We start from the raw sequence: 20,547 nt of genomic DNA, 5'->3' as shown, positions 1-20,547 counted from the left end.
AAGAAAGCGGATGCCGTGATCGAGCTCTCAATAGACAACGACGTCGCCCACGTGGTGCTGAACGCGCCCGACAAGCTCAACGCCCTCGATGAGGCAGCGATCGTCGGACTCGACGCGGCCTACCAGGAGGCTGAGCGAGGCGGGGTGCGCGCGCTGGTACTCCGCGGCGAGGGCCGGGCCTTCTGCGCCGGCCGGGATATTTCCGCGGTCGATCCGCGCACCGACGATGTGCTCGGCTACCTCGGCGACCTCGTCACGCCGCTGCTTCAGCGGATGAGCCGGTTTCCGGCACCGACCTTCGCGGCCGCCCACGGCGCCTGCCTTGGCGTCGGACTCGGTTTGCTCATCGCGACCGACGTTGTCTACGTCGCCGACACCGCCAAGATCGGCTCGCCGTTTGCGAACCTCGGCGCCACGCTCGACTCGGGTGGACACGCCCTGTTCATGGAACGGCTCGGCGCCCACCGCACCCTCGACCTGATCTACAGCGGCCGGCTGATGTCGGGGGCGGAGGCCGTCGCGGGCGGCCTGTTCAGCCAGGTCTTTCCGGCCGGGGAGCTGACCGAGGTGACGATGCAGGCGGCCGCTCGCGCGGCATCCGGTGCAACGCAGGCCTTTCTCGCGAGCAAAGCGCTCGTGCAGTCACTGCGAGACGAACGCCTCGGACTCTGGCAGAGCATGAGCGACGAAACCGCCGCCCAGGCCGCGCTGTGCGCTACCGGCGACTACCGCGAGGGCTTCGCCGCGTTCCAGGAGAAGCGCAAGCCCGCATTCACCGGCCGCGCCTGACCCGTCCCCAGCTGGGATTGCGGCCAATTCGGGCGGGATCTCTTCGCGTTGATCGTGGTCCAGGGACTCGAGTGCATCGCCTCTCTCCAAGGACGGTCGGCTACTGTGGAGGAGACCGGAGAGGGACCAAATGCACACACGCTGGGCCCGCTTCGCGCGCGGCTGGATTGTCGCAGCGTTCTCGACCTTTGTCGCGGCCCTGTCGCACACCCTGGGTGGCGGCTCGGCGCCGAGCCTCCTGGCCGTCGTCGTGTCGCTCGCCTTCGCCGGAATGGTCTGCATCGCGCTCGCCGGCCGTACCCTGTCCTTCTGGCGCGGTGCCGTGTCGGTGTTGGTCAGCCAGGTTATCTTTCACGGGCTGTTTTCGCTTGGGGCAACCGGAGGCATGCTCGGAGCTGACGCCATCGCCGCGTCGGCCATCCACCAGCACGCTGCCCTGCCCGGTCTGATCGACCCGATGGGCCTGGGCGCGACCGCCCCCGTCTCACACGATGGTGCGGCCATGTGGCTCGCCCATGGCGGGGCCGCGATCGTCACGATTCTGGCGCTGCGTTTCGCCGAACGCGCGTTCTGGAGTCTCGTCGAAAACGTTCGCCTCGGCATCCGCACGCTGTTCGCGCCCGCCCAACTGGCCGTGCCGATGGCGGCCCCGCAGCGCATTGGGAACGTCGCGCCGGTGCTCACCCCGCGCGACCTGGTTCTGGTGCTGTCGGCGATGCGCCATCGTGGCCCGCCGGTTTTCGCTCTCGCAGCTTAAACCGCAACCAGACCATTTAGCCCACCGCACCGAATGAGTAGCAGAGGCATTGCCCTGCACTGTTCGAGTAGCGCGGGCACCCCACGTTTAAGGACAATCATGAAGGTCACAACCCCTAAATCTGCTGCCACGACCGCTCGCACTCTGTTCGCGGCCGCCATTATCGCCCTGGCTCTCGGCTGGGGCACGGCCCCGGCGTCGGCCCACAACGACGAGATTGGTTCCTCACCGGAGGGCGGCTCGGTCGTGACCGAGCAGCCCGGTGAATTCTCGGTCACCACGAGCGATCGGCTCCTCGATCTCGGCGGAACCGGCGAGGGCAGCGCCATGGTCGTGACCGGCCCGGCCGACGCACCGCTCTTCTATGGCGACGGGTGCGGCACTGTCTCCGGTGCCACAGTCGAAACGACAGCGCAGCTCGGCGCTGCCGGGCAGTACACGGTGATCTGGCAGACGGTTTCCATCGACGGCCACCCTATCTCCGACGAGTACACCTTCGACTGGCAGCCGGCCGCCGACCAGGTGCTCGCCGACGGGGCCGCCACTGCTCCAACCTGCGGCACGAAAGCGGATGCCGTCACGACGGATGCCGAGACCTCGCCCCCCGCAGACCTCGGCTCGACTGATGCTGCTGGCGACAGCACCCCTGCCTGGATCGGGGGGATTCTCGGCGCTGTGGTCCTGGCCGGAGCAGCAGCCCTGCTTCTCCTCCGCCGCCGCAAGCGCAGCCGCTAGCTTTCGCCCGCCCTCCCCGCACTTCAACGTCTCGCGGGGGGTGTTGGCGCGCGGGGCAACGTGTCAGGGGCCCCGGGTACAGTTAGGCAGGTGAGTTGGAACGCTGAGCTGCCCGGGAACCCCGACGACGTCGAAGCACCCCGCGACGTTGCTGTACCGAGTGAATTCGACGGCCCGAGTGATTTCGACGCCCCCGACGACTACGACGCACCGCCGCCCGAGGCGGACCGGCAGTTCGGCGACCGGCAGTTCGGCGACCAGCAGTTCCAGCGGCAGCCGGCCTACTCGGGTGCAGCATCCGCGTTGAATCAAGCCAACGGCCCCGCAGCCCGCGCCGCTGTACCTGTGCGCGCCGCGACCCGCAAATTCAAGACCGCAGCCGAAGCCCTGCACACCGTGTTTGGCTACGACACGTTCCGCGGCGATCAGGCCGAAATTATCGCGCAGGTCGTCGACGGCAAGGACGCCGTCGTGCTCATGCCAACCGGCGGCGGCAAGAGCCTGTGCTACCAAATTCCCGCGCTCGTGCGGGCTGGCACCGGCATCGTCGTCTCGCCGCTGATCGCCCTGATGCAGGACCAGGTCGATGCCCTCACCGCTGTCGGTGTGCGCGCCGAATTCCTCAACTCCAGCCAGGATCCCGCCACCCGCAGCCAGGTCGAACGCGACTACCTCAACGGCGACCTCGACCTGCTCTACGTCGCCCCCGAGCGCCTCTCCAACGAGGCCACCAAGCGTCTGCTCGACCGCGGAACCATCGCCCTGTTCGCCATCGACGAAGCCCACTGTGTGTCGCAGTGGGGCCACGATTTTCGGCCGGACTACCTGGCGCTCAGCGAACTCGCCGACCGCTGGCCCGACGTTCCGCGCATCGCCCTCACCGCCACCGCGACGGATGCCACCCATCAGGAGATCACCACCCGCCTGCAGATGGGCGATGCGAAACACTTCGTGGCAAGCTTCGACCGGCCCAATATTCAGTACCGCATCGTCGGCAAGTCCGAGGTGCGCAAGCAACTGCTGTCCTTCCTGAAGACCGATCACCCCGGTGACGCCGGAATCGTCTACGCGCTCAGCCGCAAAACCGTCGACCAGACGGCAGAGTTTTTGCGTCAGAACGGTGTGAACGCCCTGCCGTATCACGCCGGGCTCGATGCCGGCCTGCGCGCCCGCACTCAGTCCCGATTCCTCCGCGAGGAGGGCGTCGTCATCGTCGCCACGATCGCGTTTGGCATGGGAATCGATAAGCCGGACGTGCGCTTCGTCGCCCATATAGACCTGCCCAAAGCGGTCGAGGGCTACTACCAGGAGACCGGTCGCGCCGGACGCGACGGCGCACCGGCCACGGCCTGGCTCGCCTACGGCCTGCAAGACGTGGTGCAGCAGCGCCGCATGATCGACGAGTCGCCCGGCGATCTCAGCCATCGGCGCAAACTGTCCGCCCATCTCGACGCCATGCTTGCCCTGTGCGAAACCGTGCACTGCCGCAGGGTCAATCTGCTGCGCTACTTCGGCCAGACCAGTGAGCCCTGTGGCAACTGCGACACGTGCCTCGAGCCACCGGAGGCCTGGGACGGCACTATCCCCGCCCAGAAACTGCTCTCCACCATCGTGCGCCTGCACCGCGAACGCAACCAGAAGTTCGGCGCCGGCCACCTCATCGACATCCTCCGTGGCAAGGAAACCCCTCGCGCGACCCAGTATCGGCACACCGAACTGAGCACCTGGGGCCTGGGCGCCGACCTCAGCGACCAGGCCTGGCGCGGCGTCGTGCGCCAGATGCTCGCCCAGGGTCTGCTCGCCACGTCCGGCGAGTACGGCACCCTCATTCTGACGGATGCGGCCGCCGACGTTCTCGGCGGTCGTCGCGACGTGCAGTTGCGGCGCGAACCCGACCGCCCCGCGCGCTCAAGCGCGGCCCGCCGCCCGAGCGCCGCCAAGGTCGCTGCCGCCGACCTCAGCCGCATGCAGGAGACACTGTTCGAAGCGCTGCGGGTTTGGCGCTCGGCGGAGTCGAAGGAGCAGGGCGTGCCCGCCTACATCGTGTTCGGCGACGCCACCCTGATCGCCGTCGCCGCAGCCGGCCCCACCACCCTTGCCGGGCTCGACGGCATCACCGGCATCGGTGCCAAGAAGCTCGAAGCCTACGGCGAGGCCCTGCTCGAGGTCGTCGCCGCCTCCGCCTGACCACCTTGCTTGTGGGGGATCACAGTCCACGCAGCTTGCAGTTGTACTGATCCTACAAAACGGATGCCGTAGACGGCATATATCGTTGTGGCCCCCGCACCGCGCATTTCGCGACCGCACCATGTGGTTCTAACGTGGCGATCACCACTTTCGTGCGATCAGTTAGGACCAATGATGGTAGACACGGCCCAGCGCTCCAACCTCCGATCGGCGACGATCGACCCCAGCCTCGAGGTCGGCGTCGATACCGGCCCCATCAAATCCATCGGCGACGAGGCCGCCCCCGTGGTCAACGTCGAACAACTCGGACGACAACTGCTCGGCACTTGGGCCGACGTGCGGCTGAAGGCACGCGAGGTGACCGCCCGCCCCGACATGCAGCGCATTGAAGGCCTCTCGATGGCCGACCACCGCCTGCGCGTGCTCGAACAGCTCAAGGTGCTCGCCGCCAACGGCCACGTGCTGCGCGCCTTCCCCAAGCACCTTGGCGGGCAGGACGACCACGGTGGAAACATCGCCGGCTTCGAAGAACTCGTCATCGCCGACCCTAGCCTGCAGATCAAGGGCGGAGTGCAGTGGGGGCTGTTCGGCGCTGCCGTGCTGCACCTCGGCACCAAGCCGCACCACGACAAGTACCTCCCCGGCATCATGGACCTGAGCGTTCCCGGTGCGTTCGCCATGACGGAGATCGGGCACGGCTCCGACGTCGCGAGCATCGGCACCACCGCAACCTTCGACGCGGCCACCGGCGAGTTCGTCATCAACACCCCTTTTCGCGCCGCCTGGAAGGACTATCTCGGCAACGCCGCGAAGGACGGCATCGCGGCCGTGCTGTTCGCCCAGCTCATCACCCAGGGCGTCAATCACGGCGTGCACGCCTTCTATCTGCCCATTCGCGACGAGCACGGTGACTTTCTGCCCGGCGTCGGCGGCGAAGACGACGGCCTCAAGGGCGGACTCAACGGCATCGACAACGGTCGACTGCACTTCGACAACGTGCGTATCCCGCGCGAAAATCTGCTCAACCGCTACGGCGACGTTGCAGAAGACGGCGCCTACTCCAGCCCGATTGGAAGCCCCGGCCGCCGCTTCTTCACCATGCTGGGAACGCTGGTGCAGGGTCGCGTGTCGCTCGACGGGGCCGCCACCGCGGCATCCGCTTTGGCGCTGACCATCGCGATCACCTATGGGAGCCAGCGTCGTCAGTTCACCGCGGGCAGCGACACCGATGAAGAGGTCATCCTCGACTACCAGCGGCACCAGCGCCGGTTGTTTCCGCGCCTCGCCACGACCTACGCGCAGACCTTCGCGCACGACGAGTTCCTGGTGAAGTTCGACGAGGTGTTCAGCGGCAAGGCCGACACCGACGACGACCGGCAGGACCTTGAAACCCTCGCCGCGGCGCTCAAGCCACTTTCCACCTGGCACGCGCTCGACACCCTGCAGGAAGCTCGCGAGGCTTGCGGCGGCGCCGGCTTCCTGGCCGAGAATCGCCTGGTCGGGCTGCGCGCCGACCTGGACATCTTCGCAACCTTCGAGGGAGACAACAACGTGCTGCTGCAGCTCGTCGCCAAGCGTCTACTCACCGATTACAGCCGCAAATTCGCCACAGCGGATGCCGGCGCCCTCGCCCGCTACGTCGTGCAGCATGCCGCCGGTCGCGCCTACCACGGCACGGGCCTCCGCACCCTCGCGCAGGCCGTAGCCGACCGGGGTTCGACGGCTCGTTCCGTCGGCGCCCTCCGGGACGCCGACGTGCAGCGCGAGCTGCTCACCGATCGGGTCGAGAGCATGATCGCCGAGGTGGCCGGAAAGCTGCGCGGCGCCACCAAGCTGCCCAAGAAGCAGGCGGCCGACCTGTTCAACGCGCACCAGAACGAGCTCATCGAAGCTGCCCGTGCCCACGGCGAACTGCTGCAGTGGGAATCGTTCACCCGGGCACTCGAGCACACCGACGACGCTGGCACCAAGCAGGTACTCACCTGGCTGCGCGACCTGTTCGGCCTCGGCCTGGTCGAGAAGAACCTGGCCTGGTACCTCATCCACGGCCGGCTCTCCGCCCAGCGCGCCCAGGCCGTCACCGCCTACATCGATCGGCTGATCGCCCGCATTCGCCCGCACGCCCAGGACCTCGTCGACGCGTTCGGCTACTCGCAGGACCACCTCCGAGCCACGATCGCGAGCGGTGCCGAACGTGAGCGCCAGAATGAAGCCCGCGACTACTACGCCGCCCAGCGTGCCTCCGGAACCGCGCCAACCCCTGAAAAGCCGGTCAAGAAATAGCCGGGCCCCGTCGTACCCAGGTACGACGGGGATGGTGCACAACCATCCCCATGGTTGATGCGCCACAGAGGTCACAAACCATACCGTTTGGTATGGGGGCTTCAGCGTACGAAAACAGGGCCTCACCCATCAACGGAATGAGGCAGGCATGATCCAGGCACAGTCCCTGACCAAGCGCTACGGAAGCAAGACCGCGGTCGACGCGGTCGACTTCACGGTGCAGCCGGGCAAGGTCACCGGCTTTCTCGGGCCGAACGGCGCCGGCAAGTCCACCACCATGCGCATGATCGTCGGTCTGGACAAGCCCAGCGCTGGCTCCGTCATCGTTAACGGCAAGCCGTACCACGAACACAAGGCGCCGCTGCGCGAAGTGGGCGTGCTGCTCGACGCTAAGGCTGTGCACACCGGACGCAGCGCCTACAACCACCTGCGCGCCATGGCCGCCACCCACAATATCCCCACCAGCCGAGTACACGAGGTGATTAACCTCACCGGCCTCGAATCCGTCGCCCGCAAACGCGTCGGCGGCTTCTCCCTCGGCATGGGCCAGCGCCTCGGCATCGCCGCCGCGCTGCTCGGCGACCCGGCCACCCTCATTCTCGACGAGCCGGTCAACGGTCTCGACCCCGAGGGCGTGCAGTGGGTGCGCAAGCTCACCAAGCAGCTCGCCGCCGAGGGCCGCACCGTGCTCCTCTCTTCCCACCTCATGAGTGAGATGGCCCTCACCGCCGACCACATCATCGTGCTCGGTCGAGGCCGGGTGATAGCGGATGCCTCGGTCGCCGACATTATCGCCTCGGCCGCGCAGAACACGGTTCGCGTGCGCACTCCGCACACCGCAGCTCTGGCCACTCTGCTCGCCCAGCCGGATGTGACCATCACCAACATCGAGCAGGACGTGCTCGAGATCAGCGGACTGACTGTCAACGAGATCGGCGACCGCGCCGCCGATGCTCAAATCTCTCTGCACGAACTCTCCGCGGTGAGCGCCTCGCTCGAGGACGCCTACATGAAACTCACCCAGAACGAGGTGGAGTATCGCACCGGTGATGCGTCCTCTCACACCGAAGCGGAGGTTGCCCGATGAGCACCCTGACCAACCCCGTCCTGCCGTCCTCAGCCCGCACCTCCTTCGTGCCGACCGGATCCGGGCTCAGCATCACCGGCCTGCTCCGCTCCGAATCGATCAAGCTGTGGAGCCTGCGCTCCACCTACTGGACGCTCTCGCTCGTTGTCGTGGTCTCGCTCGGCATCGCCGTGCTGATGTCGTTCGCCATGTCGGCGTCAACGGCCGGATTCGATCCGACCACCGGTGCCCCCATGGCCGTGGAGAGTGCGCAAATGTTCGTGCTCGTCTCCACGACCGGTCTCGGACTTGGCCAGCTGATTGTCGCCGTCCTCGGCGTACTCTCGATCAGCGGCGAATACTCCAGCGGCATGATCAAGTCGACGCTGACCGCGGTGCCCAATCGTCTGCCCGCACTCTGGGCCAAGGTCGTCGTGCTGTTCGGGTTCACCTTCCTGGTCGGCCTGATCAGCGTGGTCGGATCGTTCCTCGTGGCCATGCCCATCCTGGGCGCCAAGGACCTGAGTGCGAGCCTGTTCGACACCAAGGTGTTTTTGCCGCTGCTCGGTAACGCGCTGTTCCTCGCGATCATCGCCGTGTTCGCCCTCGGCATCGGCACGATTCTGCGCAGCAGCGCCGGCGGTATTGCCACGGTGCTCGGAATCACCCTGCTCCTGCCGACGGTGTTGGCCGTGCTGTCGATGTTCGTTGAGTGGATCGCCGACATCGTGCCCTACCTCTTCACCGTGGCCGGTGCGACGATGATCACCCCGAACGCCATGGAATCCTGGCAGGGCTTCCTGATCGTGCTCGCTTGGGTGGTCGTGAGCCTCGGCGTTGCCGCGCTGCTGCTCAAGCGCCGGGACGCCTGAGGCGCCACGACCCGTAGAGTCGATAGATGAGCACCACCACCTCTCCCCCCGGGCGCACTCTGGCGCCGGGGGGAGACCTGCGCCTGCCCACCCCGCCCGGAATCGTGCGGCGGTTCTGGACCAGGCATCCCCATCTGGCCGACGGCCTCGTCGCGGCGATCTACGTCGTTCCGATGGTGCTCACCCTGGTGCTCAACCTGCTCGACGATGACCCGGCTCCGCTCCCGGACGCGTTGCTCAATGCCGGCCTCATGCTGCTGCTGGCCGTCGCACTGTTCTTTCGCCGACGGATGCCGCGGCTCGTCCTGGCCCTGACCTGGATCGGCCTGCTCACCTTCGCCGACTACGGCGAAGTGCACCTCATCGCCCAGCTCCTGGCGCTCTACGCGGTCGCGGTGTATTCGGACGTGCGCAGCGCGTGGACCGGTTTCAGCGCATCCGTTCTGCTGGCCGGACTGGCCGCCTGGCTCACCGATAATCCCGACGAGGTTCCCTGGATTCCGGTCGCGGTCCAGGTGGCGATCATGCTGCTCGCCGCGACCCTGGTCGGCGTAAATATGGGCAACAGCAAGCGCTACGTCTCGTCGCTGCTGGATTTGGCCGCGCAGCTGACCCGCGAACGCGACCAGCAGGCGCAGCTCTCCCGCATCTCCGAGCGCGCCCGAATCGCCGGCGAAATGCACGATGTGGTCGCCCACAGCCTCTCGGTCATGGTGGCGCTCGCCGACGGTGCCCACGCCATCGCCCCCAAAGACGTGGAGCGATCCCGCGCGGCGATGCTCGACGTCGCGGCCACTGGGCGCCGGTCCATGTCCGAGATGCGCCGGCTACTTGGGGTGCTTGAGGTGGACACCGACCCGGCCCCGCGCGCTCCGCAGCCGGGCATCGACGAGCTGGCCGACCTCGTGGAATCGTTTCGGTCGACCGGGCTTCCCGTTGTTCTGGAACGCAGCGGGCGTGAGCCGAGCAATGTGAGCGTGCAGCTGACGATTTTTCGGCTCATCCAGGAGTCGCTGACCAACGTGTTGCGCTATGCGAACACTCCGACCCGGGTGGTCGTGCGCCTGCAATCGTCGCCCGGTGCCGCCCAGGTCACGATCAGCGACAATGGGCGGCATGCGGCAGTGGCAAGCGTTCGCGGTTTCGGGCGCGGCTTGATCGGAATGCAGGAACGCGTGGCGATCTATGGCGGAACCTTTGAGGCAGCGCCGGGACTCCGCGACGGCTGGCGCGTACACGCGACCCTGAACTTTGAGGACGAACAATGACTCCCCGTTCCGCACCGATCAGTATCCTGCTGGTCGATGACCAGGCCCTGTTGCGCGTGGGTTTTCGCATGGTGCTGGAGGCCGAAGACGACTTCACCGTCGTCGGCGAAGCGAGCGACGGCGCGCAGGCGATCGCCCTCGCAGCCAGGCTGAATCCCGATGTGGTCCTGATGGATGTGCGCATGCCCGGCGTCGACGGCATCGAGGCGACCCGGCAGATCATGGCCGCCCAGCCGGAGACCCGCATCATCATCCTCACCACCTTCGACCTCGACGAGTACGCCTTCGGTGGTTTGCGCGCCGGTGCTAGCGGGTTCCTGCTGAAAAACGCCGAACCCGGGGAGCTGATCGCCGCGATCCGCACGGTGGTCTCGGGTGAGGCATCCGTTTCACCGCGGGTGACCCGGCGCCTGCTCGACCTGTTCGGCACCAAATTGCCGCAGCCCGAGACGGGAGGGGCCTCCAATGCCATGGCGCTCGCGGCACTCACCGACCGTGAAACCGAGGTTTTTCTGGCCATCGCCGAGGGGCTCTCCAACACCGAATTGGCCGAACGCTTCTTTCTCTCCGAATCGACGGTGAAAACCCACGTCGGGCGAATCCTGCACAAGCTCGGGCTGCGCGATCGGGTGCAGGCGGTCATTCTGGCCTACGAGGTGGGACTCGTCGGCAGCTGATCCGGGGCCGCGCACACGAGGGGCATAGGCTCGAAGCATGCGAACCTTCTACCCCGAGCTTGAACCCTACGAAACCGGCATGCTCGATGTCGGTGACAACCAGACCATCTACTGGGAAGCCTCGGGCAACCCCGACGGCAAGCCCGCGGTGTATCTGCACGGCGGCCCGGGCGGCGCGTCCGGCCCGGACCAGCGTCGGGTATTCGATCCGGCGAAGTACCGCATCATTCTGTTCGACCAGCGTGGCTGCGGTCTCAGCACGCCGCACGCGAGCGAGCCCGACGTTGACCTGAGCGTGAACACCACGTGGACTCTCGTCGCCGACTTGGAAAAACTGCGCGAGCACCTCGGCATCGACCGCTGGCTGGTCTGCGGCGGATCGTGGGGCAGCACCTTCGCGCTCGCCTACGCCGAGACCCACCCCGCCCAGGTCACCGAACTCGTCGTGCGCGGCATCTTCACCCTTCGCCCGGTCGAACTCGACTGGTTCTACGAGGGGGGCGCCGCGGCAATCTACCCCGATCTGTGGGAATCGTTTCTCGCGCCGGTCCCCGAAAACGAACGCGGCCACCTGATCGCGGCCTACGGTCGGCTGCTGCACGACCCGGACCAGTTCGTGCGCGAACGCGCCGGCGTGGCCTGGGCCACCTGGGAATCCTCCACGATCACCCTGCTGCAGGAGCCAGACAAGATCGCGCACTTCTCCGACCCAGCCTTCGCTGTGGCCTTTGCCCGCATCGAGAACCACTTCTTCGCCAATAGGGGCTGGTTCACGCCGAACCAGCTGATCGACAACGCCTCCCGGCTCGCCGAGATCCCCGGTGTCATCGTGCAGGGCCGCTACGACATGTGCACGCCGGCCTTCACCGCCTGGGACCTGTACAAGAACTGGCCGGAGGCGGAATTCAAGCTGATCCCCGACGCCGGCCATGCCTTCGACCAACCCGGAATCCTGGACGCCATTATCGAGGCCACCGACCGCTTCGCCAGCTAACGTACGTACCCGGTCAGCGCGTCTTGCGCCGCAGTATCCGCTTACCGTAGCGGCCGATGGTGGCGATGTCTGAACGACGCAGACCGTAGAACTGCAGCATTCCGATTCCAAACACCCGCGACAGGAACAGCAGGTTGAGGTTGCTCGTGATGATGTTGCCCGCGAGCGTCGTGAGCGCCGCTCCCATCGCCCCCAGCAGCGGCGCGAGGATGATTAGCATCACAATGTTAATGACGCACGAAATGGTCAGTGCGATGCTGCGCAGCCCGGGGCGGCCGCGCGCGCTAAGCCCGGCGCCAGCAATGGAACCCGGCGTGAGCAGCACAACGGCTACGAGGAGTACTGCGGCAATCGGAATCGATTCACGAAAGCCTTCCCCGAACAGAAACGGCAGCCACCACAGCATGGACACGCCGAGCACCAGCGCTGCCAGTGCCGAGAGCGCCGTCGAGATGCGGGCAGACGAACTGAGACGTTCATCCTCAGACTTGGCCGCTTCGTTGACGAACGAGACATCACGCACCGCGTGGTGAATGATCAACGGCAACTCGCTGATGCTCACCGCCACGACGTAGAGTCCGAGCTGGTAGGTACCGGCGAGCGGCGTCAGCAGTACCTGATCGAGACGCGTCAGGAGCACGCCCGACAGCGAACCGACCCACATTCGGCTGCCGTAGCTGAGGAGCCCGCGCATGCGTGCTTCGGGCGGAACCTCGTGCGCGCGCGGGTCGAGGCTGCGCATGCGCCCGATGTAGACAAAGGCGCCGACCACGGGCATGGCAGCGACCGTGATGGTGGCTACGAGCGGGGTGAGCGTTCCTGTCAGCCAGAACGGGATGAGGACCGCGAGGCGCAGAACCGACGAGATAATGCGTTCCGTGGATACGAGCCGCCAGCTGCTCGTGGCCGAGGCAACGCCGCGGAGTATCCCCACGAGAAGGTTCGGCACAATGGCCAGACTGGCGAACACGATCAGTAGCTGAACGCTCGGGTCGCCACCACTCAACAAAGGTGGTGAAAAGACGATGGCGGCGGTCGCGAATAGTCCGGCGATGCCCAGAATAAGCATGCCCCGACCCGCTGCGTTTCGCGCCAACGCTGGCTTTTTCGCGATAATCCACGTGACGGCTTCGGGAATGCCAAACGTGGCGATCGTGACGACCAGTGCCAATGGTGCCGTCGCCGCTGCCACCGCACCACGCCCGTCAACCCCCAGGGCCTGCGCCAGGATGGGGCCGGAGAACAGTGCGACGAGCGGGGGAAACGCGTTGCCCAGCAATGCGACCGTCATATTACGCGAAACTGTGCCGGTCCGATTGGACAGTAGATCGGGCTTGCGTTTCGTTGGAGCTGCGGGTGAGGCGTCCTCGGGCAAGGCGGTAGCTCCCATTGGCTCAGGGCGTGGATCAAGCTGAAAACGCCACTGTACACGCAGCCTGTCAGCAGGGTGCGCCCCCGATCGGGGGGAATCGCAATGGATATCCACCCGACTCGGCCTTGATCCCGTGCCCTCAGGGTCCTACTGTTATGCCGATGCGGTCGCGCGGCAGGAACAATACCCGAATTGTTTCGGGCGCGGCCCGGTGCGGGGCCGAACGACCTACATGCGCAAGTCGACACAACAGACCGTGACAAAACAGCGCGCGAGCGCACGCCAGACGCGCGAGCAGCCCGAGCCGATAGCCGTGAATTCCGGCCGTGATCGGGTGCCCTCGACCGAGGCGGTGGTGCCGCGTTCGACCAAAATCCTTGCTGTCATCGTGCTCGTCCTGATCGGTCTGCGACTCGACCTTCCGCTCGGCATCACCGTCGGCTACCTGGCGGCCGCAGCGCTGATTCCGCTCTGGCTGCCTACGCTGGGCCGCTATCGGGGCGCGCTCACCCTCGTGCTGATCGGCTTCGTCGCCGTCGGCTCCGGCATCTGGCTGTCCGTACTCGCCAAACCCACCCACGTCATCGCGATGAGCGAACTGGCCGGCAACTCCATCGGGCTGGTTGGCCTGTTGTGCTCCTTCGGCTTTGTGCTTTGGACTCGCAGCGTACTGCCCGACTCGTGGGTGGCCCTGTGGTTTGGGCTCGGCCTGCTCGGGAGCGTAACCACCGACAACGCCCGGTTCTTCGACAATCCCTGGCGCTTCGGATTCTCCTTTGCCCTGACAGTGGTGATCCTCGCCATCGCGCACATTCTTGATCGTCGCTGGTTCGACCTGCTCGCCGTGCTCGGGCTGACAGCCTTGTCAATGGTCACCGATGCGCGCTCGTCCTTCGCGATCCTGCTACTGACCCTCATTCTCCTGGCTTGGCAGATGCGCCCGACCAGCCGGTTTCGTTACCTGCGCATCAGATCGGGCGCCGGGGTTGTCGTCGCCCTCGGTGTGCTCGCCGTCGTCGTGTACAACCTGGGGCAGGCGGCCATCGTCGCGGGGCTGTTCGGCGAGGCGACGCGGGCCCGCACCATCGACCAGCTCAACACTGCCGGGTCGCTCATTCTGGGCGGGCGACCGGAACTGGCCGCGACGGCGTCCCTGATGGCACACCAGCCATACGGGTTCGGGGCCGGCACGCTGCTGAATCCGACCGATCTGCTCGCGGCGAAGACGGGAATGGCATCGATCAGCTACGACCCCGACAATGGGTACGTCGAAAACTACATGTTCGGTGGCAATATCGAACTGCACTCGGTGCTCGGCGACCTCTGGGCACGGTTCGGCATTCCCGGTGTCCTGCTGGCCGTCGTCATTCTTTTTCTGGTTTTGCGCGGGGTCGGAGCCGCGGTTGCTGCGAACCGGGCCAGTGGAATTCTGCTGTTTCTGGTCGTGAACACCGTGTGGGTCTTCTTCTTCGGCCCGCTGTACACCGCGACGCGACTGCTCATCTTGGTGCTCGCGCTGACTTTGATTCCCAAGGGTCCCGATCTGCCGAACCCCGTCCGTCGCCGGGTGGGAGCACTGTTCCCCTTTGGCAAGTCTCTCAAGACCGGGGCCCGTGACTGACGCCGCCTCGTTCGTCATTCGCGGCACGCTACGCGAAGCCTGGATCGACGTGGCAAAGGGCATCGCGATCACCCTCGTTGTGCTCTATCACTCGGTCATGTACCTCGACCGGGTCGGTCTGGCCGGCGACCTGGCGCCGCTCAACCCACTGCTCGACACCTTCCGTATGCCCCTGTTCTTCTTCATGTCCGGACTCCTCGCGGCCCAGGCCATTCGGTTGCCCTTCTGGCAGCTGTTTCGTAAGCGGATGTCCCTGCTGCTGTATCTCTACACGGCCTGGGTCGCCGCCCAGACCCTTTTTCCTGCTGGCCCTGCCGCCGATCGGCCCCGACGGGCCCTTTGCCAGGTGGTCCGACCTGGTTACCCTCTTCATCCGGCCGAATATAAATCTCTGGTTCATCTACGCCCTGCCCATCTGTCTCACCGTGGCTTGGCTGACTCGGCGCTGGCATCCGCTCATTTCCGTGTCCGTAACGGGAGCGCTCGCCGTGCTGTTCGGCTCGCAGGTTCTGCACACGGGTACGCCGTGGGAAAAGATGGGCTGTTACCTCGTCTTCTTCCTGGCGGCGATCTGGCTGGGCCCGCGCGTGCGACGCCTGATTCCGTGGGTGCGGTGGTGGCACATGGCCGTGCTCAGTGGCTTGTATGCCGGCGTTGTGCTCCTCATGGTGAAACTGTCATTGACGCGGGTACCGTTCGTGCTCCTCGCCGTGAGCGTGCTGGCAGTGCTGGTGGGCATCAGCGTGGCCGTCGTTCTGTCGCGCGCACCGATGTTTGATTTCATGCGGGTGCTGGGTAGTCGCACGTTGCCCATCTATCTGGTGCAAACCTTTCCCCTGGCGGCGCTCGCGGCGATCGTCATGGCCGGCGGCGTGATATTACCGACGGATGCCGCAACGGCGGTTCCGCTGCTGCTGTGCGGCGCGGCAATCGTGCTGGCTCTGGCCGTCTACCGCCGATTTGCGGCCGTGCTGGGAGTGTTTACCGTGCCCATTGACTCTTGGGCAGCGCAGCCGCGCAAGGCCGTGCGGGAACAAACCGAAGCATCCGCTTGATTGTGCCCGATGTTTGCGGCAGTTACGGCAACACCGCGAAAAGAACGGGTTTCTCGGCCGAGAAACCCGTTCTTTGGTGCGTTGGCTGCTCGCCTACGGTTAGGGGGTGCTCGTGCGTGGTTGCCGAAGACCGGCCGCATCGGGGCGCGTGAGAGCGTCGAGCGCCCGACGCAAGATCGTGCTGGAGGTATTGACCGTGTAGGGGAAGTACACGACCTCAACGCCGACAGCAGCGAACTCGTTCTCGAGGTGTACCCCGCGGGGGGTGCCTCGCCAGTCGTCGCCCTTGAAGAACACGTCAAAGCGGAGGTCGCGCCACGTGTCGAGCTTGTCCTCGACGACTTCGGCGACGGCCTCGTCCACGAAGGAGATGTGTCGAACAATCTCCAGACGTTCCACTAGCGGCACGACGGGGGTGATGCCCTTGGTGAGTTGGAGCATCTCGTCGGACACAACGCCGGCGATCAGGAAGTCACACTGGCTCTTGGCGTGCTTGAGAATATTGAGATGTCCAACGTGGAAAAGGTCAAACCCGCCAGCCGCGTAGCCGATGTGCAGCCCGTTCTGCCGGGCAGCAAGGAGCCCGGGGGACCCGTCGCCGGCGGGCTTCAGCGGGTTCGCGCGGTGAGGTTTCGTTTCTGGAGGAATCGCTGTGTTCGGGTGCGGGGTGGTCGGGTGCTTGGGGGTCACAGAAGGCTCAGATTTCTCTCAGGCTGCAGCGCGAGCTTCAACAGGATTCGGACAAGAGAGGCAGTGAGGAATCCTAACCTTTATCCTTCAGCCTGACTAGGGGTGAGAAATGAACGGATGCCGGTCCGCCGGCGCACGCCCCGACGGACCAACGACGGTCGGGCCTGCAGTTTTTCGCGGCAGAAGCCCGAAATTCGTGAAGTCAAGTATAATTCCGGCACCACGGGGCCGCCCGAAGGCCGCCGTCCGAGTTGAAATTGAGGTTTTCTTATGGCGCGGAGCGTTCGGTCTCCGATAGTGGCAATGATCGCGACAGCATCTTTGGCGGTGACGATTTTTTTTGGTACCGGCAGCGCGCAAGCGGACACGGCACCGCCAAATTCTTCCACCCCCAATACTGTCGCGGCCGATGCGTTGCCGACCGCCCAAATCAACGGGGTGGTGTGGACCCAGACGATCGTCGGAAACACCGTTTACGTCGGTGGCCAGTTCACTCGCGCACGCCCCGCTGGAGCTTCGGCCGGAACGAGCGAGGTGACGCGCAACAATCTCATGGCGTACAACCTGTCGACTGGTGTCATGACGTCATTCAACCCCAACCTCAATGGCGCGGTGCGGGCGATTACCGCCTCGCCAGACGGATCTCGCATCTACGTGGGTGGAGCCTTCACGACCGTCGGGTCCGTGACGCGAACTCGGTTGGCGTCCTTCAGTACGGCCACCGGGGGGCTCGATTCCAGCTGGAAACCCACGGCGAACAACACCGTCAGAGCGCTTGGCGCGTTTGGGAGCACCGTCTTCGCGGGGGGGAGCTTCACCTCGGCCAACTCTCAGGGACGACAGCGGATCGCGTCGTTCACCGGTTCCACCGGGTCGCTCGGTACCTGGAAGGGCACGGTGCCCGACGGGGCCGTGAACGCCCTTACAGTTTCGCCGAACGGCGACCGGGTCGTCATCGGCGGTTCGTTCACTTCGTACAACGGCGCGACGACTCCCGGCTATGGAATGGCGGCGACGAATTCCAGCTCGGGCGCCGGAATGACCTGGAACATCGGCAAGCTCATCAAGAATGCTGGCCCGAACGGTTCTATTCTGTCGCTCACCTCGGATTCCGGCGGCGTCTACGGCACTGGCTACGACTATGGCCCCGGCGCCATGTTCGAGGGAACGTTCCGGGCCAGCTGGAGCAGCGGCAACACCGTCTGGATCGAGGACTGCCATGGTGACACCTACTCGGCCGTTCCGGTCGGCGACGTCGTGTATACGACCGCGCACGCCCATTTTTGTGGAAACATCGGTGGGTTCTCGGAAACCAGTCCGCGAACCTTTCATCGGACTCTGGCCTTTACGAAAAATGCAACGGGCATTATCACCCGAAACAGCACGGGTGGGAGCTACTTCAACTTTGAGGGGCGCCCCCGCCCGTCACTGCTGACCTTCTACCCCGACATCAATGCCGGCAACTTTACCGGTCAAAGTCAGGGGCCGTGGAACGTAGCCGCCAACTCCCAATATGTGCTCTACGGCGGCGAATTCACCCTCGTCAACAACAAGAGGCAGCAGGGACTTGTGCGCTTCGCGGTGTCGTCCATCGCGCCAGACAAAGAAGGGCCGCGCGTGACCGGTGCCAGTTTCACGCCAACGCTCACCACACCAACCGCCGGAACGGTCAAGGTCACCTGGACGTCGAACTACGACCGCGACAACGAATTGCTTACCTATCGTGTCTTGCGAAACGGCGCTGTCGTGCGCACACAAACGGGGCTATCCGTCGACTGGAGCCGCCCCACGATTAGCTGGACCGACACCGGTCGCACGCCCGGAACGACGTACTCGTACCAAATTCGGGTGAGTGACCCGTTCGGAAATACCGTCACAGGTGATGCCGTCAGTGTCAGAGCTGCCAGCGCCGCTACCCTCACGCAGACACCGGACCCGACTGCGTCCACTGAACCGAAAGTCGCTCACGACGTGATTCTGTTGCCGGCACCCGAGGTCGCTCCCGACGCACAGCTCGTGCCGGAGCCACAGGTGGTGCCTGAGCCTGAAGCGGTTCCCGACCTGAACGTGGTGCCTGAGCCCGCGGTGGTTCCCGACCTCAACGTGTTGCCTGCGCCGAAGGGGCAGGAGTAGCCGGTCAGGATGAGCGTTTTCGGACCGTGCGGCGGGCTGGCCGGGCAACGGCCTGGTTGAGAACCTGGGTCAGCGATATCAGACGGCGTTCCTTCGTGAAGAGCGGGTTGACCGTCGACGGTTCGGGCAAAGCTTTTCGTGCTCGGACGGACCGCTCCAGAGTGAGGAGCGCCGACGAAATGTCAGCCAGGGGTGCACCGGTGCGTGCCACGCCGATGCCGCCGACAATGGGCAACACCTCGCCGGGCCCACCGTCGGTGAATCCCGCAGCCCGAACCCCCGCCCGCCATGCTTCAACGGGAACGAGGCCAAACGACTCGGGCATGGACGGAAAACAGGCAACAGCATCGATCTGGCTCGCGATGGATTCCAAGGATTTTGCCTCGCCGCGGTACTCGATCCGGGGGTCGCCCTCGATCAGGTGCAACACCGCGTCGAGAGCGGACTCCTGACCGGGAAATGGCGCACCGAACAGAAGCAGTCGCCAGGACGAACCGGTTGTCGGAGGGTCGGGGCTTACCGCCGGCCACAGGGATTGGAGCGCCTGAGTCACCTCGAGGTGTCCCCGGCGGCCATTGACGCGGCCGACGACGGCGAGGGTGAACGGGTCGTGGAGCGTCGGTGCTCTGACGAGCGTGACCGGGTCGAACACGGGCGACGTCACGGTCAGCCGCGTGCGGGCGACCCCGTTTTGCTCCAGCCACGCTGCCGTGGCTTCGCTGCAGGCGCAGATCGGAAAGCGGCCGGGGGCCAGGAGTACCCGAACCAGGAGATTTCCCAAGCGGCTGGGGAGCAGCTCGTGCACCGACAGGTAAAAGCTCTTGCGTTTCAGGCGCAGGAGTGGAATGTACGCGGCGAGGGCGAGCGTCCACAAGACCACGACGTCGGCGTGGGTAATTTCTGGTCGAAGACGAATCGGATGCAGGAGGTCTGAGATCTTGCTGAGCCTCAGGACCGACAGCCCCGGGTCAACGATGACGGTCGCAGAGAGTCCGGACTGAGCCAGATCTTCTGCCAGTGGTCCACCATTTGGCACGATGACGGCCACCGTGTGGCCGAGGCTGAGGAGGCAGGAGATTTCCTGAATGAGCACGCGAGAGGCCCCGTAGGCGTCATTGTTCCCGTGCAGGATTGCGATGCGCATGTGTGGGCCTCATCAGTGGTCGGCAGCTTTCACACACTGTACAGGGTGGGCGGGGACCCCCAAAAGTGGGCTCAGGTGCCCCCTTGGAAAGAAACCCCACGCGTGTATTAATGGCTCAACGACGTCTTCACCCTATTCATTTTTTGAGCGGGTCCTCAGCTTGGAGTTCTACCATGGTCGTGCACCACCCCTCCGATACCGGTCCCGAAACCGCGGGCTCGCGGCGTCGGCTGTGGTGGATCGCCGGGGCCGGACTGCTGGCCCTGCTCGTGGTCATCATGCTGGTGGCTAACGGTTGGGCATCCCAACGTGCCGATTCGGCCGATGTCACCGCGACGCGGTCCGTGACGACCCCATCCCCCGCTCCCTCTCGGTCGCCCGGCCCTTCGCCCAGCCCCGTGCCGGCCGAAACGACGCCGCCCGCCCCGAGCGTCCCCGACCCGAACGCCGGAGTCGGCGTTCCATCGAGCGAGGTCGCTCCGCCACAGGTTCAGGAACCGGTCCCACTGACGGACCCCGCCGTGGCCGTGCCCGGGGTCGTGTTCAGTATCAGCGAGCTCGAGGCGGTCGAGGGTGTGGCGCGGGGACCGGGCGAGATTGCCGGGCCGTCGCTCCGGTTCGCCGTCTCTGTTCGCAACGACACGGCTGCGACCGTGTCGTTGACGTCAACCGTCGTCAACTTCTTCTTTGGGGCTGCCCAGTCGCCGGCCACCGAACTTGCCGCGCCAGGCGGAGTCCCATTTCCTGACGCGGTCGCCGCGGGCCAGGCCGCGCAGGGCGTGTTCGTTTTCACTGTCCCCGCTGATGCGCGAGACGAAGTGCAGATCGCTGTCGACTACTCGGCTGGCGTGCCGATCGTGCTCTTTGAGGGCACGGCACCGCACTGACCAGGCCGTGCAAATGG

General features: G+C 65.5%; 17 protein-coding genes and 1 pseudogene. 15 read left to right on the top strand and 3 right to left on the bottom strand.

Annotated features, from left to right (window positions below):
- Window positions 1-15: 15 nt before the first annotated feature.
- The 10 genes from E3T41_RS08065 to pip all read left to right on the top strand — a co-directional run bounded on the left by E3T41_RS08065 (window position 16) and on the right by pip (window position 11,628).
- Window positions 16-789, top strand: coding sequence for an enoyl-CoA hydratase/isomerase family protein (locus E3T41_RS08065; protein ID WP_104132347.1), 774 nt, complete (start codon window positions 16-18; stop codon window positions 787-789).
- Between the two features lie 130 nt (window positions 790-919).
- Window positions 920-1,546 (top strand): hypothetical protein, encoded by a 627-nt coding sequence (locus E3T41_RS08060; protein ID WP_134478031.1) that lies wholly within the window; start codon window positions 920-922, stop codon window positions 1,544-1,546.
- Window positions 1,547-1,645: 99 nt separating this feature from the next.
- Window positions 1,646-2,281 carry a copper resistance CopC family protein gene (locus E3T41_RS08055; RefSeq protein ID WP_158251628.1) on the top strand — a complete coding sequence of 212 codons (636 nt, stop codon included), beginning with the start codon at window positions 1,646-1,648 and terminating at the stop codon, window positions 2,279-2,281.
- A gap of 90 nt (window positions 2,282-2,371) precedes the next feature.
- The gene (gene recQ, locus E3T41_RS08050; protein ID WP_370257310.1) at window positions 2,372-4,468 is read left to right on the top strand and encodes a DNA helicase RecQ; all 2,097 of its coding nucleotides are present in this window, start codon (window positions 2,372-2,374) and stop codon (window positions 4,466-4,468) included.
- A 174-nt stretch (window positions 4,469-4,642) separates the two neighbouring features.
- Window positions 4,643-6,751 carry an acyl-CoA dehydrogenase gene (locus E3T41_RS08045; RefSeq protein WP_092451819.1) on the top strand — a complete coding sequence of 703 codons (2,109 nt, stop codon included), beginning with the start codon at window positions 4,643-4,645 and terminating at the stop codon, window positions 6,749-6,751.
- Window positions 6,752-6,899: 148 nt separating this feature from the next.
- Window positions 6,900-7,838 carry an ABC transporter ATP-binding protein gene (locus tag E3T41_RS08040; RefSeq protein WP_092451727.1) on the top strand — a complete coding sequence of 313 codons (939 nt, stop codon included), beginning with the start codon at window positions 6,900-6,902 and terminating at the stop codon, window positions 7,836-7,838.
- Window positions 7,835-8,689 (top strand): ABC transporter permease subunit, encoded by an 855-nt coding sequence (locus tag E3T41_RS08035; RefSeq protein WP_092451728.1) that lies wholly within the window; start codon window positions 7,835-7,837, stop codon window positions 8,687-8,689. Before E3T41_RS08040 ends, E3T41_RS08035 begins: the two co-directional genes overlap by 4 nt.
- Window positions 8,690-8,715: 26 nt before the next feature.
- Complete coding sequence (locus E3T41_RS08030; protein WP_092451730.1) at window positions 8,716-9,957, top strand: sensor histidine kinase; 1,242 nt, start codon at window positions 8,716-8,718, stop codon at window positions 9,955-9,957.
- Window positions 9,954-10,634 carry a response regulator transcription factor gene (locus tag E3T41_RS08025; RefSeq protein WP_092451732.1) on the top strand — a complete coding sequence of 227 codons (681 nt, stop codon included), beginning with the start codon at window positions 9,954-9,956 and terminating at the stop codon, window positions 10,632-10,634. Before E3T41_RS08030 ends, E3T41_RS08025 begins: the two co-directional genes overlap by 4 nt.
- 37 nt (window positions 10,635-10,671) lie before the next feature.
- A complete protein-coding gene (pip, locus tag E3T41_RS08020; protein WP_092451734.1) occupies window positions 10,672-11,628 on the top strand; it encodes a prolyl aminopeptidase in 957 nt (318 codons plus the stop codon).
- Between the two features lie 13 nt (window positions 11,629-11,641).
- On the opposite strand, the gene E3T41_RS08015 is transcribed toward pip, so the two are convergent.
- Window positions 11,642-12,919 (bottom strand): oligosaccharide flippase family protein, encoded by a 1,278-nt coding sequence (locus E3T41_RS08015; RefSeq protein ID WP_166787481.1) that lies wholly within the window; start codon window positions 12,917-12,919, stop codon window positions 11,642-11,644.
- Window positions 12,920-13,256: 337 nt separating this feature from the next.
- Here E3T41_RS08015 and E3T41_RS08010 point away from each other — a divergent pair, with 337 nt between their 5' ends.
- The 3 genes and pseudogenes from E3T41_RS08010 to E3T41_RS18510 all read left to right on the top strand — a co-directional run bounded on the left by E3T41_RS08010 (window position 13,257) and on the right by E3T41_RS18510 (window position 15,676).
- Window positions 13,257-14,621 carry a hypothetical protein gene (locus E3T41_RS08010; RefSeq protein WP_134478029.1) on the top strand — a complete coding sequence of 455 codons (1,365 nt, stop codon included), beginning with the start codon at window positions 13,257-13,259 and terminating at the stop codon, window positions 14,619-14,621.
- Window positions 14,614-14,919: pseudogene (locus tag E3T41_RS18995) on the top strand (acyltransferase family protein); the annotation flags it as partial. The gene E3T41_RS08010 and the pseudogene E3T41_RS18995, both read left to right, overlap by 8 nt.
- Window positions 14,920-15,085: 166 nt before the next feature.
- Window positions 15,086-15,676, top strand: coding sequence for a hypothetical protein (locus E3T41_RS18510; protein ID WP_134478027.1), 591 nt, complete (start codon window positions 15,086-15,088; stop codon window positions 15,674-15,676).
- A 99-nt stretch (window positions 15,677-15,775) separates the two neighbouring features.
- Here E3T41_RS18510 and E3T41_RS07995 read toward each other — a convergent pair whose 3' ends face one another.
- Window positions 15,776-16,234: an adenylyltransferase/cytidyltransferase family protein gene (locus tag E3T41_RS07995; RefSeq protein WP_092451823.1), complete on the bottom strand. Its 459-nt coding sequence runs from the start codon at window positions 16,232-16,234 to the stop codon at window positions 15,776-15,778.
- Window positions 16,235-16,693: 459 nt separating this feature from the next.
- On the opposite strand from E3T41_RS07995, the gene E3T41_RS07990 reads away from it, so the two are divergent.
- Complete coding sequence (locus E3T41_RS07990) at window positions 16,694-18,499, top strand: hypothetical protein (RefSeq protein ID WP_134478025.1); 1,806 nt, start codon at window positions 16,694-16,696, stop codon at window positions 18,497-18,499.
- A 4-nt stretch (window positions 18,500-18,503) separates the two neighbouring features.
- On the opposite strand, the gene E3T41_RS07985 is transcribed toward E3T41_RS07990, so the two are convergent.
- Window positions 18,504-19,643, bottom strand: coding sequence for a glycosyltransferase family 4 protein (locus E3T41_RS07985; RefSeq protein ID WP_134478023.1), 1,140 nt, complete (start codon window positions 19,641-19,643; stop codon window positions 18,504-18,506).
- A 173-nt stretch (window positions 19,644-19,816) separates the two neighbouring features.
- Between E3T41_RS07985 and E3T41_RS07980 the strand changes: the two genes are divergently transcribed.
- Window positions 19,817-20,530, top strand: coding sequence for a hypothetical protein (locus tag E3T41_RS07980; RefSeq protein ID WP_134478021.1), 714 nt, complete (start codon window positions 19,817-19,819; stop codon window positions 20,528-20,530).
- Window positions 20,531-20,547: the final 17 nt, after the last annotated feature.

This window comes from Cryobacterium sp. Hh38, from assembly GCF_004403235.1.
GTDB classification, from domain to species: Bacteria; Actinomycetota; Actinomycetes; order Actinomycetales; family Microbacteriaceae; genus Cryobacterium; species Cryobacterium levicorallinum.
This window is presented reverse-complemented; position numbering and strand designations above follow the sequence as displayed.

Bases quoted from the DNA above. Each gene is read 5' to 3' on its own strand.
- E3T41_RS08060 (WP_134478031.1), top strand. From the start codon at position 920: ATGCACACACGCTGGGCCCGCTTCGCGCGCGGCTGGATTGTCGCAGCG.
- E3T41_RS08055 (WP_158251628.1), top strand. From the start codon at position 1,646: ATGAAGGTCACAACCCCTAAATCTGCTGCCACGACCGCTCGCACTCTG.
- E3T41_RS08045 (WP_092451819.1), top strand. From the start codon at position 4,643: ATGGTAGACACGGCCCAGCGCTCCAACCTCCGATCGGCGACGATCGAC.
- E3T41_RS08040 (WP_092451727.1), top strand. From the start codon at position 6,900: ATGATCCAGGCACAGTCCCTGACCAAGCGCTACGGAAGCAAGACCGCG.
- E3T41_RS08035 (WP_092451728.1), top strand. From the start codon at position 7,835: ATGAGCACCCTGACCAACCCCGTCCTGCCGTCCTCAGCCCGCACCTCC.
- E3T41_RS08030 (WP_092451730.1), top strand. From the start codon at position 8,716: ATGAGCACCACCACCTCTCCCCCCGGGCGCACTCTGGCGCCGGGGGGA.
- E3T41_RS08025 (WP_092451732.1), top strand. From the start codon at position 9,954: ATGACTCCCCGTTCCGCACCGATCAGTATCCTGCTGGTCGATGACCAG.
- pip (WP_092451734.1), top strand. From the start codon at position 10,672: ATGCGAACCTTCTACCCCGAGCTTGAACCCTACGAAACCGGCATGCTC.
- E3T41_RS08015 (WP_166787481.1), bottom strand. From the start codon at position 12,919: ATGACGGTCGCATTGCTGGGCAACGCGTTTCCCCCGCTCGTCGCACTG.
- E3T41_RS07985 (WP_134478023.1), bottom strand. From the start codon at position 19,643: ATGCGCATCGCAATCCTGCACGGGAACAATGACGCCTACGGGGCCTCT.
- E3T41_RS07980 (WP_134478021.1), top strand. From the start codon at position 19,817: ATGGTCGTGCACCACCCCTCCGATACCGGTCCCGAAACCGCGGGCTCG.